The sequence below is a fragment of the uncultured Caldilinea sp. genome, assembly GCF_937128415.1.
In the GTDB taxonomy this organism is placed as follows: domain Bacteria; phylum Chloroflexota; class Anaerolineae; order Caldilineales; family Caldilineaceae; genus Caldilinea.
Genome location: NZ_CAKZMJ010000066.1, coordinates 30406 through 45849 on the forward strand (window position 1 = coordinate 30406; position 15444 = coordinate 45849).

Sequence of the window (15444 nt, forward strand, 5' to 3'; positions counted from 1 at the left end):
GTTTGGGCAGCCATGCGTGGGTCGCTGCTGCGCGCGCTGATCAAGCGTCAAAACCTGTTTCCCCACCATTTTGACCGCCGCGAACAACATCTGGTGATCGCCTCGGTCGTAGTCGGCGCAGTCGTGTGGGCGGTGGTGCACACCCTCAAGCTCTCGGTGCATTTTGTCTTCGAGCATGTCCTCGACTGGGCGCAGCAGGCGGCGACGCCGCTTGTGATTCTGCTTCCGCTGGTTGCAGGCAGCCTTGTCACCGCTTTCCTGGCTTCATGGCGCGCCAGCAACGTCTACTACCGCGATGAAAGCGGCCGCGTCCATGCCTTGAACGATATTGTGGGCGATGGCTTGGAGCGCACAATTGCGCTCTATTACACTTCCGAGCCGGCTCTGGACCGCGCTCTCTACGGCGTCCAGGGCGTGCGCGCGCGTTGGGAGCTGCCGACCTTCAGCCTCGCCTTACGCAAATTCCTCGCCACCTTGGCCACACTGGGAACCGGCGGCTCCGGCGGGCTGGAAGCCAGCGTCACGCTGATCGGGGAGAGCCTGGCCGTGGGGCTGTTCAAGCCGCGCTTTCATCTGCTGCCTCATCGTCTGTGGGTGTTGCGGCTGTGGCGTTGGTGGCGAACGCTTGACCCTGATGAATTGCAGACCGTGCAGTTGAGCGGAGTGGCGGCGGCGGTGGCGACCTTGGTGGGCGCGCCGCTGGCCGGGGCCTTTTTTGCAGTCGAAGCCATGTATCGCCGTCGCCCCGTGATCGAAAAGTTCATCTATGCGCTGGTGGCGGCCCTGACCGCCTTTTTCCTGGGGCGTTTGTTCACTCCTCACGCCGGACCTTTTCTTCGGGTTGATCAGGTCATTGATCCACCTGCGCACTGGCGCTACTATCTTTTTCTGGTGACGCTGGCCGCGCTGGTTGCGCTCGTAGACTTCTATCAACGCCGGCTGCGCAGCGCCATGTCCAACTTTTTTCGCAGCCGGGTCGGACTGAGCTGGCGACGACATGCGCTGGGCGCGCTGCTGACCGGCGTCATCGGCCTGCTGGCGGCGTGGCTCACCGCCGAGCCGCTCGATCTGGCGCTCGGCACAGGCGATCGCATCGTGGCCGAGGCGCTGGGAGGACAGCTGACGCTCCAGGTGGCCATCGTGGCGCTGATCGGCAAATTGTTGACCACCATGAGCACGATCACCTCAGGAGGCTCGGCCGGCATGTTGATTCCTTCCATCTATCTTGGCAGCATGGTGGGCGTGATCGTCGCCCAGATGGGCGGTTACCCCGCCGCCATGCTGGTGATTCCGTCAATTACGGCCAGCCTGGTTTCGCTGATCAACGTGCCGCTCACTGCACTGCTGATGACCGTGGAAATTTTCGGCGTCGGCTATCTGTTGCCTGCGCTGGTGGTTTTGCTGGTCACGCTGCTGCTCTCTCATCCGACCAGCGTCTATCGCACCCAGCGCGATCGGGACGAAAGCCGTGAAATCCTGCCCGGCTACACCGTGCGACGCATCATTGCGCCTCCCGCCTGGGAAGGTCGCACGCTGCGCGACCTGGACTTGCGGGCGCGCTACGACGTCAATGTCATCGGCTATGTTGCACAGCGCGAGCAGACGCAACAGCTTGTGCCTCACATCCCGGCCACGCAGCCGCTGCATACAGGCGACCGGCTGGTCGTGTTGGGGTCAAATGAAGCGATCGGCCGTCTGCTCGCCGATCTCCTCAACGCGCCTCGTCTCCAGGAAGAAGTGATCCAAGAGGAGGCGTGATTTCTCCGCAATCGCTGCGGCGATTCGCCGCCAGATGAACGGAAAGTGGATATGGATGGAGCCTTCAACCTCATCGACTTCGTGCTGATTGCCCTGGCGGCGATGGCGGCCGGATTCGTCAACGCCATTGCGGGAGGAGGCACTTTGATCAGCTTTCCGGCGTTGATCGGCGTCGGCGTTGCGCCGGTGGCGGCCAACGTCACCAACACGGTGGCGTTGGTGCCCGGCTATCTGGGCGCCACATTCGCCCAGTTGAAGGACCTCTCCGGCCAGGAGCGCAGGCTGCGCCTGTTGCTTCCCACCGCCGTGTTAGGGGGCGTGGCGGGCGGCGTGTTGTTGCTCAACACCAGCGAACGGCTGTTCAGCTTCCTGGTGCCTTATCTGATCCTGCTGGCGGCGTTCCTGTTAGCGATCCAGGACTGGGTGCGCAGTTGGGTGGCGCAACGCATCGAAGCGTCGGGTGGCTCTGCAGCCGACGAGGCATGGTCGATCGGGCCAGTCTTCCTTGCATCCATCTACGGCGGCTACTTCGGCGCCGGCCTGAGCGTCATCATCCTCGCTGTGTTGGGCCTTGTGCTCGACGACACCCTGACGCGGCTCAACGGGTTGAAACAGATCGTGGCCTTTGCGGTGAACGTGGCGGCGGCCATCTTCTTCCTCTTTTCCGACCAGGTGGTGTGGCCGGCGGCGTTGGTGATGGCCGCAGGCTCGGTAGTGGGCGGCCTGCTGGGCGGTAAACTGGCGCGCTTCGTGCGGCCGCGCACCCTGCGCATGGTCGTGGTGACAATCGCAGTGATCGTGGCGTTGGTATATCTGGTGAGGAGGTGATCCGTTCGTGAGGCGCCCAGGGGCGGATGGTGCAGGGCTGCACAACTCCATTTCGTGTCCTAACTCCTGGCATATAGTCAGGTGAAACCGTTCTCGGAGAATGCGACCTTTCCGGGATGCGCCTCCTCGAATTCCCCAAGATTTGTGGTCCATCGAGGACGTGCGGCTGCGAGCCGCACCTGCGAAAAACCATCATTGCTCCGTAGGCGCAGCTCGTAGCTGCGCTTCCTTGGATTGCCCGAGACCTTACTGGCTGTCGAGGATGTGCGGCTGAGAGCCGCACCTACGAAAAAAAACGGAGCCGCACCGACGGCGCCCCTTCTCCCCCTCTCCCAGCATTGGGAGAGGGGGCCGGGGGGGTGAGGGCCTGCAGCTGCGAGCCGCAGCTATCCTCACGGAAAGACGGAAGGTCTTCTGAAGCGCGCCGACCAGAGCAGAGCCGCCAGGCCTGCGACGCCTGCACCGGCAAGCGCCAGCCCCCATGTGAACGAAGCAGGCCGATACGTCAAGATCACCTCTGACTCACCGGCCGGGACAGCCAATCCACGAAAGGCGCCGTTCACCGGTACGATGGAGGTCGGGGCGCCGTTCACCTCAGCGCTCCAGCCTGGATACCAGAATTCGCTGACGATCAGCCAGCCGGGTTCATCCGTCTTCACGCGCAAGCGCATCTGCGTCGGCGTATACGTCATCACCTGCGCGGGCGTCGGCTCTGAGGGCGGCAGCACGTTATTCAGGTCCACATCTGCGGGCGCCACCCAGGCGCGCGGCGCAAACGATCGGTTTTCATAGACCTCGATGCCTCTCACCGGCCCGAAGACCTTTGTGAACTTGCCCTCCGGCAGCGGCGTCCCCTCTCGCACCAGCACATACTTGACGTTGAGCAGATCGTAGCGCCGCTCGCCGCGACCGCCGAGCGATTCCCAAAAATCTACAAAGCTGCGCAGCGCCAGTGGATTATCGACGCCGCCGACGTCCTGCAGACCGGCCAGCGCCGCCGTGTCGGGCTGCCAGAGGCCTTGCAGGTCGGTGCGGGTGTCGATGCGAAACAGGTCAGGGTCGCTGCGCAAAAACGCAATGATCTCTTCATGCTGAAACCCCTGCGTGGGATCGGTCTCGCTGATGTCGGTGTAAGCGCCGGCGGCAGCCAACTCGATGAACAACAGCGCCGCAATCAGCGTCGAGAAGGCGCCAAAGGAGAGCGCCCGTCGTTGGCGCGCCGCCAGCAACGCCCAGCTGCCCAGCCAGGCGGCGAAGGCGATCGTCAGCGCCAGCGCAGCCAGGGAAGCGCGCAGAAAGGACGTGGGATCGGCCTGCGTCACGAAGAGCAACGCAAAGCTGAGGAGCGTCGCCGCACCCAGCAACGCTGCGCCGCTGCGCAGAAAGCTCGTCAGGGTGTTCGTGCGCGCCATGCGCGCGGCGATGGCGTCGAAGCCGACGGCGGCGATCACGCTTACGCCGATCGCCCAGAGCACGACGGCGCGCGCCGGTGCACGGAACTGATCGAACATCGGCAGAAGCAACGTCAGCCAGCCGTGCACCACCGTGTAAATCCCGAGCGCCAGCAAAAGGCCGAAGAGCGCCAGCGCGACCCACATCCATATCCGCCGGCGCTCTTCGGGCAGCGCCAGGGCAAGGCCGCAGAAGGCCAGAATGAAGGTGGGAACGCCCAGATAAGGCAGCTCGACGCGCTCCCACAGGCTCCAGTGGAGGCCGGGGCCGCGACCGAAGAGCGAAGGGGTGACCAGGCCGGCAAGCATTTGCGTCGGCGCCAGCGAGAAGGCCACGGTGTCCTGATAGGTGAAATCGCTGCGCACAGCGTAGCGCGTCAGCTCCAACGCAGGCAGCAAGATCGGCGCCAAAAGCAGAGCGGCCAGGAACGCAGTTGCAAGCAACATGCCAAGCGGCCGAGCCAGCATGCGGTCGAATCGCCTTCGCTCCTGAAAATCGGTCACAAGCCAGCCGACGGTCAAAACAGTCAGCGCCAACCCGATGTAGAGGGTGCTCTGGGCGTGCCCGGCGTAGCTGCCGACCGCAAGCAGCGCGGCTGCGACGCCTGTCCATCCCCAGTGTGCGTGCATCACGCCTCTTGCAAACGCCGCCAGCACCCATGGCGCCCAACTGAGCACGGCGATCAGGTTGAGATTGCCAAAGTGGATCAACAGCGGGTCGGCGAAGGCGAAGGCGACCGCGGCGAAAAAAGCGGCGGGGCGGCTGACGCTGCGCATCGGCCAGCGCAACGTGCGCAGCAACACATACATGCCTAGCCCAGCCCAGTACAGGTGAGCGGCGCTCATCCATTGCAACGCTGTATAAGGGAACGTCGGATTGATCAAAAAAAGCAACAGGTTCGGCGGATAGAGAAAGCCCGCCTGAATGTCGCCGATGAACGGCGCGCCTCCATACAGCGTGGGGTTCCATAGGGGCAGGCGGCCCTGGCTCAACTCGGCGGCGGCGAAACGATAGGTGGGGAAGAGAAAACTGACCAGATCGCCGCCGTCCGCAGGCTGAAAGGCTGCGCCGCTAAGCGTGCGCCAGAAAAAGCCGCAGACGAGCAAGGCGAGCACCCCTCCGGCGAGGACATCTTTCCACAGGCCGACGCTGCGCCCCCGCTGCTGCTCACGCCAACGCAGCCAGCCGATGAGCAGCAGCCACAAGACGACCAGAAGAATCAACCAAAAGGAACTCATTCCGCACAACGCCGGATGGATTGACGACTTGTCATGTGTATAGTATACAATTGTCATAAATGCACTGCAAGAGAAGACCTGACGTTCATAGCCCATTCTGACGTCGAAATTTCAACGCGACGTCGATGCTGTGATAACATGCTAAAAGCTGTAGGCTATGCTAAGTCGATGACAAGCGGAGTTGCAACATGAAAAACTTTCTGAAGTTCCTCTTTTTCGCCGTCATTTTTGCGGGCGTGGTCTACGCCCTCAAGCAGATTTTTGCGCCATCGAATCAGGGTTCGGCTGCGACCAGCGGCGTGCTGCCCTCTCAACCGGTCAAGTCGCTCGACGAGGCGCCCCTGGGCGGAAAGATCAGCGAGGAACTGCTCAAAATTCTGGTCTGCCCAGAAGACAAAGGCCCGTTGGAGTTGGTGGACGACGGCAAATTCTTGCTCAACCCACGCAACGGCTATAAATACCCGATTCGCAACGGCATTCCGGTGATGCTGATCGAAGAGGGCAAGAAGTACCGCGATCCCAACTTTGTCCCGAAAAGCGACAGCGCAACCGCCTGAGTGCAATCATCTTCCAGGAAGCTTTCTAGAATTCGACGAAATTACTTCTGGCGACCCGCAGACGCTGTTCATAGCTGCGCTTTCTTGATTCAATCAAAGTCTTGGGGCTGGCAGAAAACGCGCGGCTAGAGCTGTTGCAGCGATTGCCAGATGAGTTTGTGAAAAACCTGGAGCTTCCTGGAAGAAGATGGCGGCGAACACGCCGCATGATCCAGGAACCAGTAAATTCCCAAAAAAGGGGCTAAAGGCGCAAGACATCCATCCTCCTTCTCTGTTTTTCCTGTCTGCGCCGAGGTCGAGGCTTGCGATGGAGACGAAGGCTCCCCTGAATCCTGGCAACGCAGTCCGCTCCATGTTTTCGACAAGCGGCGCCGGAGCGCAATTCCCGAGGTGACATCATGGCCGGGCGCTATTTCGAGGAGCTGCTCGTCGGCGAGGTGATCGAGCACCGTCTGGCGCGCACGATCACGGAGATGGACAACGTCCTCTTCTGCGCCTTGACGATGAACACACAGCCGTTGCACCTGAACGAAGACTACGCGCGTAAACATTCCGAGTTCGGTCGGCGCATCGTCAACGGCATTTTTACGCTGGGGCTGGCCGTCGGCATCACCGTGCCAGAGCTGACCGAAGGCACGCTGGTGGCCAACCTGGGCTATGAACGCGTCGTGCATCCGCACCCGCTCTTTCATGGCGACACGCTCTACGTGACCACAGAAGTGCTCGAAAAGCGCGAGTCGCGCTCGCGGCCCGGCCAGGGGATCGTCCGCTTTCGCCATGTCGGGCGCAATCAGGATGGGGTCGTCGTCATCGAATTCGAGCGCACGGCGCTGATGTGGAAGCGGCGTCCTGTGGATGCGCACGACGCCGCTGCGCCAGAGTAGGAAGGAATATGGCCGTCAGAAACGTGCACTTTCCCCGCAGGTCTCTGCTCTTCATGCCGGGCGACAGCATGCGCAAAATGCAAAAAGCCGCCGGGTGGGAGGTGGACACCGTGATCCTCGACCTGGAGGACGGCGTGGCGCAGAATCGCAAAGTCGAGGCGCGCCTCGCGACGGCGGAGGCGTTGCGCACGCTGGATTTTGGCGGCCGCGAACGGTTGGTGCGACTCAATCCCATCAACACCGGCCTTCCCCACGAAGAGATCGAAGCGACCGCTCCCTGGCGGCCTGACGGGTACATTGCACCCAAAGCCGAAGATGAAAGCGATCTACGCAGCATCGACCGCTTGCTGGAGTTGGCGGAGCAACGGTTGGGCATCGAGACAGGTTCATTTCGTCTCTTCGCCATGATTGAAACGGCGCGCGGGGTGATGAATCTACGCGAGATCGCACGGGCGACCCTGCGGCTGGAGGGGCTGATTTTCGGCGCCGAAGACCTGGCCGGCGACGTCGGCGCCATTCGCACGCCGGAGGGATGGGAAGTCTTCTACGCACGCAGCGCCATAGTCACCGCCGCTGCGGCCTACGACCTGCAGGCGTTCGACATGATCTACGCCGATTATCACGATCTGGACGGACTCGAAAAAGAGAGCCGCTTTGCACGTCAGCTTGGCTACACCGGCAAGACGTGCATCCACCCCAACCAGACGCCCGTCGTCAATCGCGTCTTTTCGCCCACGGAGGAGGAGATCGAGCGCGCTCGACGGTTGGTGCAGGCGTTCGAGGAGCAACAGGCGGCGGGCGCCGGCGCGTTCTCGTTTGAAGGAAAAATGGTCGACATGCCGATGGTGGTGGCCGCGCGCAAAGTTCTGGCGCGCGCTAGGTGATCTCCACCAGACGCTGCCCGCGTTCGACCACCTGGCCGGGACGCACCCACACGCTGCGCACCACCCCTTCCTGCGTCGCCTGGATGCGCAGCTCCATCTTCATGGCCTCGAGCAGCACCAACACCTGGCCGCGTTGGACCGCATCTCCTTCGGACACCAGCACGTCGAGCACCTTGCCCGGCATGGCGGCCTCGAGCGAACCGCGGACGTCGCCCGGCCGCGCGCTGCGTCGACGCAGATCGGTCTTGACCAGCGTGTACGTCTCGCCATCCAGCCAGACATAGACGCGGTCGCCCTGCTGGACAGCGTAGGCGCGGCGACGGCGCCCGTCGATGCACAGGTCCAACCGTCCCAGCGCCCCCTGCTGCGCAGCCACCACGTAGCTCCGCTCACCGACCTGCACATGAAAATGGTCTCCCTCCGGCGTCACCTGAACGCTGCGCACCTGCTCGCCGATCTTGAAATGAACCGTTCTCGGCATTGCATGCTCCTCGCTCATTCGGTTCGCACGATCTTCACCGCCCGTTTGGCGCGCACGTCGTAGAGATCGGTGCGGCGGTCATACAGATGGCGCACCGTCGCCAGGTCGCGCTGCTGCACGAGCGAGGTGAGGTCGAGGTCGGTGATCAGCACCGTTTCGACGTTGGCCTCACTCTCCCCCGCCGTGGCGAAGGGAGGAAAGGCGAAGTCGCTGGGCGTGAAGACGGCCGCCTGTCCGTAGTTGATCAGGTAATTCTTGGCTGCGGGCAGATTGCCCACGTTGCCCGCGATCACCGTGTAGACAAAATTTTCCACCGCGCGCGCTTGCGCCGTGTAGCGAATGCGGTCGAAGGCCTTGCGCTCGTCGGTGGAGTAGGGGATGAAGATCACCTCGGCGCCGGAGAGCGTCTGCAGGCGCGCCAGCTCCGGGAACTCGACGTCGTAGCCGACCTGGATGCCGATGCGCGCCAGCGGCGTGTCGAAAACTTTGATGTCCTCGCCCGGTTCGATGTCGAAATCGGTGCGCTCGATGGGCGGGATGTGCAAGGCGTCCTGGCTGTAGTAGCGACCGCTCGGCGTGAACAGATAGGCGACGTTGTAGATCTCGCCGTCGCGCAGCTCAGGCTGCGAACCGGCGATGATGTAGAGGCCATGTTTTTCCGCCAGGTCGCTGAAGAGGTCGATGTAGCGCTCCGTCATCGAGGCCAGACGCCGAATCGCCGCTCGCGAATCGAGGTCGGAGGGCATGATGGTGAACAACTGCGCCGTAAAGAGCTCCGGGAAGAGCAGAAAATGACAATGGTAGGTGTCCGCCGTGTCGACGAAGAAGTTCACCGTCTGCTCGAATTCGTCCCAGGAATGGACCGGGCGCATGAACCACTGGGCGGCGCAGACGCGGATGCGCCGCACCACGCGCTGCAGCGGTGCAGCGGCGATTTTGCGCTTCTCCGGTTGATAGTTGGGATTGGGCATCTCCAGCAACGTGGAGTAGTTGAGGCTGGAGTCGTCCCATAGAAAGTCGAGCAGCACGCGGCGCACCGTGTAGCCGGCGCGCAAGTGGGCGGAAAGCGCCGGATCGCTCAACTCGCCGGCCACGACCTTTTGCACGTACTCTTCGGCGGTCATCTTGCCGGCGTAGTCGGTGTAGCCGGGGATGCGACCATAGGCGACCATGCGGCGCAGGTTGTAGCGCTTCATCAGCGCAATGCGCTTTTCATAGAGCAACTTGGAGATGCCCATGCGGCGATATTCCGGTCGCACGGCGATGTCGGCGCCGTAGAGCGTGTCGCCCGAAGGGTCGTGCGTGCTGAAGGTGCCGCCCCCCGTGATCTCCTCGTAAGTGTACCAGTGCGCTTCATCATCAAGCTGAACGATCAGGGAAGTGGCGTAGCCGACGATCTTGCCGTCGACCTCGGCCAGAAACTGGCCTTCGGGGAAGGCCGAGTATTGCATTTCGTAGAAACGTTCGGTGTAATAGGCGTTCTTAGGATATTCCGGGTAGGACGCGCGGTGGCATTCCACAATGCCGGGGATGTCCTCCGGCGTCCACGTGCGGACGATGATTTTGGGTTTGCGTTTGCGAGCACTCATAAATCGTTGGGCGATTGAAGCTGCGCCCAGGCGCGGCGCGCAGTGCGTTGCGCAATTTCGTAACCGAAGCCGCGACGGGCGAGATAGTTCATGATTTTCTGCGTAAGCTGCTCTTTTGTCAATCCTCGCCAGCGCTCGAGCCGCTGCGCCACTGCGGCCCAGGCGGCCTCGTCTTCGTCGAGTTCGCCCAGCGCCGAACGGATCGTCTCTGCGTCCACGCCTTTCTGACGAAGCTCATGGCGCACGGCGGCTGCACTGCGGGGACGGAAGCGGCTGCGGTTCTCCACCCAGTAGGCGGCGAAGGAAGCGTCATCCAGATAGCCGTGCGCCTCGAGGCGTTCCAGGGCGGGCGCAATCGCTTCCGCCGCGTGACCTTTCGCCGCCAGCCTGCGCTCGACTTCGGCGCGGCTGCGCGGGCGAGAGGCCAGAAAACGCAGGGCGGCTTGATAGGCTTTTTCCACCGCATCCTGGCTGCGCAGGGCGGCGATTTCGTCGTCGCTCAGGCGCTGTCCCTTGCGCAACGAAGCCGCAACATCCAGCGTCACGCCGAAGGCGAACTCGCCGTCCAGAAAAACATTGATGCGCTGCGGGTTGTTCTTTTGCACCTGCAACCGCGTGATGACGCCTGCCATCAACCGACTCCCACCGTATGGGCTGTGCGACGTTGATTCAACCAGGCCGCCAGCGCCGTAAAGGCCAGCGTCAACGCAAGCCCGACGGCGCCGACGGCGATCATGCCGCCGCCCGCAAAAATGGCGCCGGTCGAAAGGCTGCCCGCGCCCGAGGCCAGCGCCACCAGCATATCGTTGGCGCCTTGAATGCGGCCGCGTTCGATGGGATGCAGGGCTTCGGTGAGCAGCGCCGAGCCGGCGACGAAGCAAAAGTTCCAGCCCAACCCCAGCAAAAAGAGCGCCACCGTAAGCGCCAGCATGTTGGCGGCCACAGCCGACATCACGCTGGAGACCGCCAGCACCGCTGCGCCGAAAGCGATCATCGGCCGCGCGCCCAGCCGACCGACGAGCCAACCGGTGAAGAAGGCGAAGCCGAACATGCCGAGCGTATGCGCCATGAACACGAACGAGATTTCGCCGTTGCTGTGGTTGGCGTGGTGCATATAGACGGGCGTAATCACCATGATCAAAGTCATGACGAGCTGGCCGATCACCATCGAGGCCACGGCGAGCTGCACCACGGGGTGGGCGAAAATGGTGCGCACGGAGCGAGCCTTCACTTGATTTCCCTGCGCATCCACTGTGGGCGAGTCAAACTGTTTGCCGATTTGCAACGGATCGGGACGCAGCAACAACCAGGAAAGCAGCGTCGCAACCGGCAACAACGCAACGCCGAAGAAATAGGGTCCGGCGTTGGCGTCATATCCCAATCTTTCCGCCAGCGCTGCAGTTGGCCCGACCAGAAGTGGACCTCCCACTGCGCCGATCGTGCCTGCAAACACGATCAGGCCGATCACCCGCGCCCGGCTGTCCGCAGGCCAGACTTCGGCGGCCACAAAGCGCGCTTGCTGACTGGCTGCATTGTTGGCGCCGATCACGGCGGCGCTGAGACATAGCAAAACGAACGACGCGCTCTGCACGGCAAGGACGCCGGTCGCCATGCCGAGCGCGCCCAGCGCATAGCCGAGCGTCAGCCCTGCGCGACGACCGACGCGATCCATCAGCCAGCCGATCGGCACAGCCACCGCCGCGCGGCCAATCAGGCCCAACGTCGCCGGAAGGCCGGCCAGGGCGTCGCTTCCGCTCAGGAGCGAAGCGTTGATCGAGAGCAGCGTGAACGTGGCGATAAACGCTGCACTGAACAGGCTCTCGTTCAGAAAGATGCTCCAGGTGATCCGCTGCGAGACGCGCAACGGACTGTTGGTTGTTTGCATACGCTCCTTCGTTCAATTATCGATGAAAGTAAAAAGTCTGCTGGTTTAGTATAGACCAGCCCACGTGGAGGAGGAAACCGGAGAAAAGGAAAAGCTCCGATGTTTCCATCGGAGCTTTTCCTTTAATTCAACCCACACACCACGAAGGAGAAAGGAGAACCCAGATCAGGCGGTGACTGCTTCTTCCGCCGCTTCTGCAGGGGCTTCAAGCAATGCATCAATTTCGCGCAAGACGGTCACGCGGTTCTTGTTGGCGGCTTCGTACTCGCGCAGTTTCCTCAACGTTTCCTTGGAAAGCGAAGGCAACATCGCAATCACGTCCTTCGCCGGCATCTCGTCGTACCCTTCGACGACAGCCTCAATTGCAGCCGCCTTCACCTCGATCGCCACGTCTTTCACCGCCGACTGCACCTGGCCGGCTGCGGGCTGGAAGTGCGCCAGGAACTTTTCAACTTCCGCCACGATCGACTTGGCGTTCTTGCTTACATAGTCCACCTGGTCTTCAACGTAATCGACCACGCGCTTCACTTCGGGCTTTTCTTGCACCTTGTTCAAGCGCTCAAGCCACTCGGCCTCAATGTCCTCGCCGCGCTTTTCGGCCTTTTCCAACAGCTTGGCGCCCTCGTTCAGCATCTCCTGCGCCTTATCGTACGCAAGGCCCCACATCCCCACGTAGGCCAGGATCGCCTTGCGGCTCAACGTGCGCACCTGCTTCACGTTGTCCTCGATTTGCTCCTGCAAATTGCGCAGGTCAATGGTCATCGTCACTTTCTCGCTCATTATCGGCACTCCTTTTTACGTTCAAATTTACGGCCCAAAGGGACCCGTCCACTCGTTTTTCACCTTTCCATCCATAACGCAGTGCGTTACAACTCCCATTATAACGCAATGCGTCATGGATGTCAACCCCTCAATTTGTGTGAAATTCATTAGCGTTGGATGTAGTCTGTGGAGAGGAGGAGTCTGTGGAGAGGAGGAGTCTGTGGAGAGGAGAAGGGAGAGAAAGAGACGCGAGCGAAACAGAACAGGAGAAAGCGAGAGAGAAGAACAGATGCGCCCACTAAAACGCCAGCTCTTCGACGTCGGCGAGCGTGAATTCCAACGCCTTGTCCAGATCGACGGCGAAGAAGGTCTCCGGGTCGTCGAGTTCCTCCAGGTCGCCCGCCTTTTCTCCGCGATTGCAACGGCTGCGATAGACGCAGAAGGCGCAGAAGCGTTTGCGGTTGATCGGCGTGTCCGCCACTTTGGGAAAGTCCGCCTCTGCGCGCCCTGCCAGAATCTGCGCCAGGGTGCGCTCCAGCCGTCGACGATTGGCCTCGTGTTGGGCGGCGTCGTAGCGAAGGACAATGGGCTGGGCCGGCGCAGCTGTGAACCAGTAACGCATTTCAACCTGCTCCGGGCGCACCGGCCCCCAGGGCAAGGCGACGCTCGCCTCCACCAGCACAAAGGGGTAGACGATGCTCTGCCAGCGCAGGCGCAGCGCGGCGGGGTCAGGGCGCCGTTTCGCCGTTTTCCAGTCCACAATGATGACGCGACCGCCCGGTTCGGCGGCGATAAGGTCATATTTGGCGGCGAGACGCCAGGAAAGCGGTTGGGCCTCTGCACGAGGGGCTGCAACGTCGGCGGGCGCCTCATCCTGGACTGCCAGCGTCGCCGACAGCACGCGCTCGATTTCGATAAACGCCTGCGGCAGGTCGGCGGGGCGATGGCGCAGGTAGGCGTCAAACCAGGTGGAGAGCGGCGGCTCCAGGCCGGCGGCCACCACCGTCGGGTCGATGCCGATCTCCGTGCGCTGAATCAGACGATGAAAGCGCTCGCCCAGGCGCAGCAGCGCCTCGTGCTCCTGCACCGGAGAGGCCTCCACCGCCGGCCATGGAAGCTGCTCGACGTAGGCCAGCCAGAAACGGCGCGGGCAGTCTTCATACGCCTGCAGGCTGGATTGAGAAAAGGCGAAAGTTGGCGGCAACGGCGTTGACATGAATTTCATTGTAACACCCATCCTCCTACATGACGCAGCCATCATGCAAGCGCGTCGCCGTACGATACACTTCCACCGTCTCTGCTGCGCAGCGTTCCCAACGAAAGCGCCTGGCTTGAATTGGGCCGCGGCGGCGCAGCGCATCGGCGAGGGCGGGCTGCGCAAGCACCAGGCGAATCGCGGCAGCCAGCGCATCTACGTCGGCCGGCGGAACCAGCAGCGCTGCGTCGCCGACCACCTCGGGCAGGCTGCTGACGTTGCTGCAGACGAGCGGCGCGGCGCACGCCATGGCTTCCAGCGCCGGAAAGCCGAACCCCTCATAGAGGCTGGGGAGCAACACACAATCGGCGGCGGTGTACAGCGGCGGCAGATCGGCGGCGGGGACGTAGCCGGTGAACAATACATCGTCGCGCAGCCCCAGCGCATCGACCAGGCGGTGAATCGGCTCAAACAGCCAGCCGTTGCCGCCGACGATGACCAATATGTGCGGGCGCCCTTCCGCTTTCAGACGGGCCAGCGCCTGGAGGGCGGCGGCGTGATTTTTACGCGGCTCCAGCGTGCCGACCATGAGCAAATAGGGGCGAGTGAGGCGATAATGCGTGCGCACGCGGGCGACTTCCGCCTCGCTCGCGGGTTGAAAGCGAGGGTCGACGCCTTCATAGACGACATAAATTTTGTCGGCGGGCGTCGCATACAGGTCGATGAGATCGCGACGCGTCTGTCCGCTGACGGCGATGATGGCGTCGGCGGCCTGCGTGAAAAGACGCATGCCCACCTTGAGAAACCAGACGTTGCGCCGCGTGTGATGCTCTGGGTGGCGCTCGAAGATCAGATCGTGGACGGTGAGCACGGTCGGGGTGCGCAGCCGCGGCAACAGATGCTCGGTCGCGTGGTAGAGCATCGGGCCCGCTTCCGCAAGGCGTGCAATCGGAGCATAGGGACGGCGAACGATCTGGGTGGCGAGCACGCTCAGCCGCCAGGCGAGCTGCCCCAACGGCAGCGTGTGCACCGGCGCGCCGTGCAACGAAGCCGGGAGCCGATGGCCGCTGTGCGCGTTGTAGAACAGATGGAGATCGACGACGTCGCTATGCGCGTTGCGTAGATGGACGGCGAGCTGCTCCGCGTAGCGCGCCAGCCCGGCGCCTTGATGGACGGCGGGGCCGATGTCGTACAGGACGAAGAATTGCCTCCGGCGTCGCTCACTCATTCAACACCGCTCGAATGCGACTGACGATCATTTCCATCGCCACGCGGTTGTCGCCTCCTTGCGGCACGATGATGTCGGCGTAGCGCTTGCTTGGCTCCACAAACTCCATATGCATCGGACGCACCGTGGACAGATACTGTTTGACCACCGAGTCGAGCGTGCGGCCGCGCTCCACCATGTCCCGACGTAGACGGCGAATAAAGCGAATGTCGGCGTCGGTGTCCACGAAGATGCGCATATCCATCATTTCGCGCAGCGCAGGCTCGACGAAGATCAGGATGCCCTCGACAAGGATCACCCTGGCCGGCTCCACGCGCAGAGTCTGTTTGCTGCGGTTGTGAATCGCAAAGTCGTAGATGGGGATGTCGACCGGACGCCCTGCGCGCAGCTCCTTCAAATGCTCCACCAACAACGAGGTCTCCAGGCTGTCGGGGTGATCGTAGTTCGTCAACGCCCGCTGCTCCGGGGTGAGATGGCTCTGATCCTTGTAATAGTTGTCATGCTGGATATAGGCGATGCGCTCGCGGCCGACGGCCTCCCAAATGCGCCGGCTGACGGTCGTCTTGCCGCTGCCGGTGCCGCCCGCCACGCCGATGATAAAAGCGCGGAAATCTGTGTTGATCGGAATCTCCTCCATCACCCTTCTCTCTTCTCCCGCTCTCACCCTCTCCCGCTCTCACCCTCTCCCGCTCTCACCTTCTCC

14 protein-coding genes are annotated in these 15444 nt (G+C 62.4%); 5 read left to right on the forward strand and 9 right to left on the reverse strand.

Annotated features, from left to right (window positions below; genetic code table 11):
- Positions 1 to 12: 12 nt before the first annotated feature.
- Complete coding sequence (locus tag Q0367_RS10925) at positions 13 to 1758, forward strand: chloride channel protein (protein WP_297635400.1); 1746 nt, start codon at positions 13 to 15, stop codon at positions 1756 to 1758.
- Positions 1759 to 1809: 51 nt separating this feature from the next.
- Complete coding sequence (locus Q0367_RS10930; protein ID WP_297635403.1) at positions 1810 to 2586, forward strand: sulfite exporter TauE/SafE family protein; 777 nt, start codon at positions 1810 to 1812, stop codon at positions 2584 to 2586.
- 392 nt (positions 2587 to 2978) lie between these two features.
- Here the strand turns inward: Q0367_RS10930 and Q0367_RS10935 are convergent, their stop codons facing one another.
- On the reverse strand, positions 2979 to 5276 hold the full coding sequence (locus Q0367_RS10935; protein ID WP_297635406.1) for a YfhO family protein: 2298 nt from the start codon (positions 5274 to 5276) through the stop codon (positions 2979 to 2981).
- Between the two features lie 188 nt (positions 5277 to 5464).
- On the opposite strand from Q0367_RS10935, the gene Q0367_RS10940 reads away from it, so the two are divergent.
- From Q0367_RS10940 to Q0367_RS10950, 3 genes are all read left to right on the forward strand, one after another.
- Positions 5465 to 5833 (forward strand): Trm112 family protein, encoded by a 369-nt coding sequence (locus Q0367_RS10940; RefSeq protein WP_297635409.1) that lies wholly within the window; start codon positions 5465 to 5467, stop codon positions 5831 to 5833.
- 398 nt (positions 5834 to 6231) lie between these two features.
- Positions 6232 to 6717: a MaoC family dehydratase gene (locus Q0367_RS10945; RefSeq protein WP_297635412.1), complete on the forward strand. Its 486-nt coding sequence runs from the start codon at positions 6232 to 6234 to the stop codon at positions 6715 to 6717.
- An 8-nt stretch (positions 6718 to 6725) separates the two neighbouring features.
- Positions 6726 to 7601, forward strand: coding sequence for a CoA ester lyase (locus tag Q0367_RS10950; RefSeq protein ID WP_297635415.1), 876 nt, complete (start codon positions 6726 to 6728; stop codon positions 7599 to 7601).
- Here the strand turns inward: Q0367_RS10950 and Q0367_RS10955 are convergent.
- The 8 genes from Q0367_RS10955 to udk all read right to left on the reverse strand — a co-directional run bounded on the left by Q0367_RS10955 (position 7594) and on the right by udk (position 15378).
- Positions 7594 to 8082 (reverse strand): biotin/lipoyl-containing protein, encoded by a 489-nt coding sequence (locus Q0367_RS10955; RefSeq protein WP_298982232.1) that lies wholly within the window; start codon positions 8080 to 8082, stop codon positions 7594 to 7596. The genes Q0367_RS10950 and Q0367_RS10955 overlap by 8 nt on opposite strands.
- A gap of 14 nt (positions 8083 to 8096) precedes the next feature.
- Positions 8097 to 9671, reverse strand: a complete 1575-nt coding sequence (locus Q0367_RS10960) for a bifunctional GNAT family N-acetyltransferase/carbon-nitrogen hydrolase family protein (RefSeq protein ID WP_297635420.1) — start codon at positions 9669 to 9671, stop codon at positions 8097 to 8099.
- On the reverse strand, positions 9668 to 10303 hold the full coding sequence (locus Q0367_RS10965) for a RecX family transcriptional regulator (RefSeq protein ID WP_298982234.1): 636 nt from the start codon (positions 10301 to 10303) through the stop codon (positions 9668 to 9670). Before Q0367_RS10965 ends, Q0367_RS10960 begins: the two co-directional genes overlap by 4 nt.
- Positions 10303 to 11556 carry an MFS transporter gene (locus Q0367_RS10970; RefSeq protein ID WP_297635425.1) on the reverse strand — a complete coding sequence of 418 codons (1254 nt, stop codon included), beginning with the start codon at positions 11554 to 11556 and terminating at the stop codon, positions 10303 to 10305. The genes Q0367_RS10965 and Q0367_RS10970 overlap by 1 nt, the downstream gene beginning before the upstream one ends.
- Before the next feature lie 165 nt (positions 11557 to 11721).
- Entirely contained in the window at positions 11722 to 12336 is a 615-nt protein-coding gene (locus Q0367_RS10975; protein WP_298982238.1) for a hypothetical protein, read from the reverse strand.
- 280 nt (positions 12337 to 12616) lie between these two features.
- Positions 12617 to 13543, reverse strand: coding sequence for a PD-(D/E)XK nuclease family protein (locus Q0367_RS10980; protein WP_298982240.1), 927 nt, complete (start codon positions 13541 to 13543; stop codon positions 12617 to 12619).
- 16 nt (positions 13544 to 13559) lie between these two features.
- Positions 13560 to 14741 (reverse strand): glycosyltransferase family 1 protein, encoded by a 1182-nt coding sequence (locus Q0367_RS10985; protein WP_297635434.1) that lies wholly within the window; start codon positions 14739 to 14741, stop codon positions 13560 to 13562.
- Positions 14734 to 15378 carry a uridine kinase gene (gene udk, locus Q0367_RS10990; protein WP_297635831.1) on the reverse strand — a complete coding sequence of 215 codons (645 nt, stop codon included), beginning with the start codon at positions 15376 to 15378 and terminating at the stop codon, positions 14734 to 14736. The genes Q0367_RS10985 and udk overlap by 8 nt, the downstream gene beginning before the upstream one ends.
- Positions 15379 to 15444: the final 66 nt, after the last annotated feature.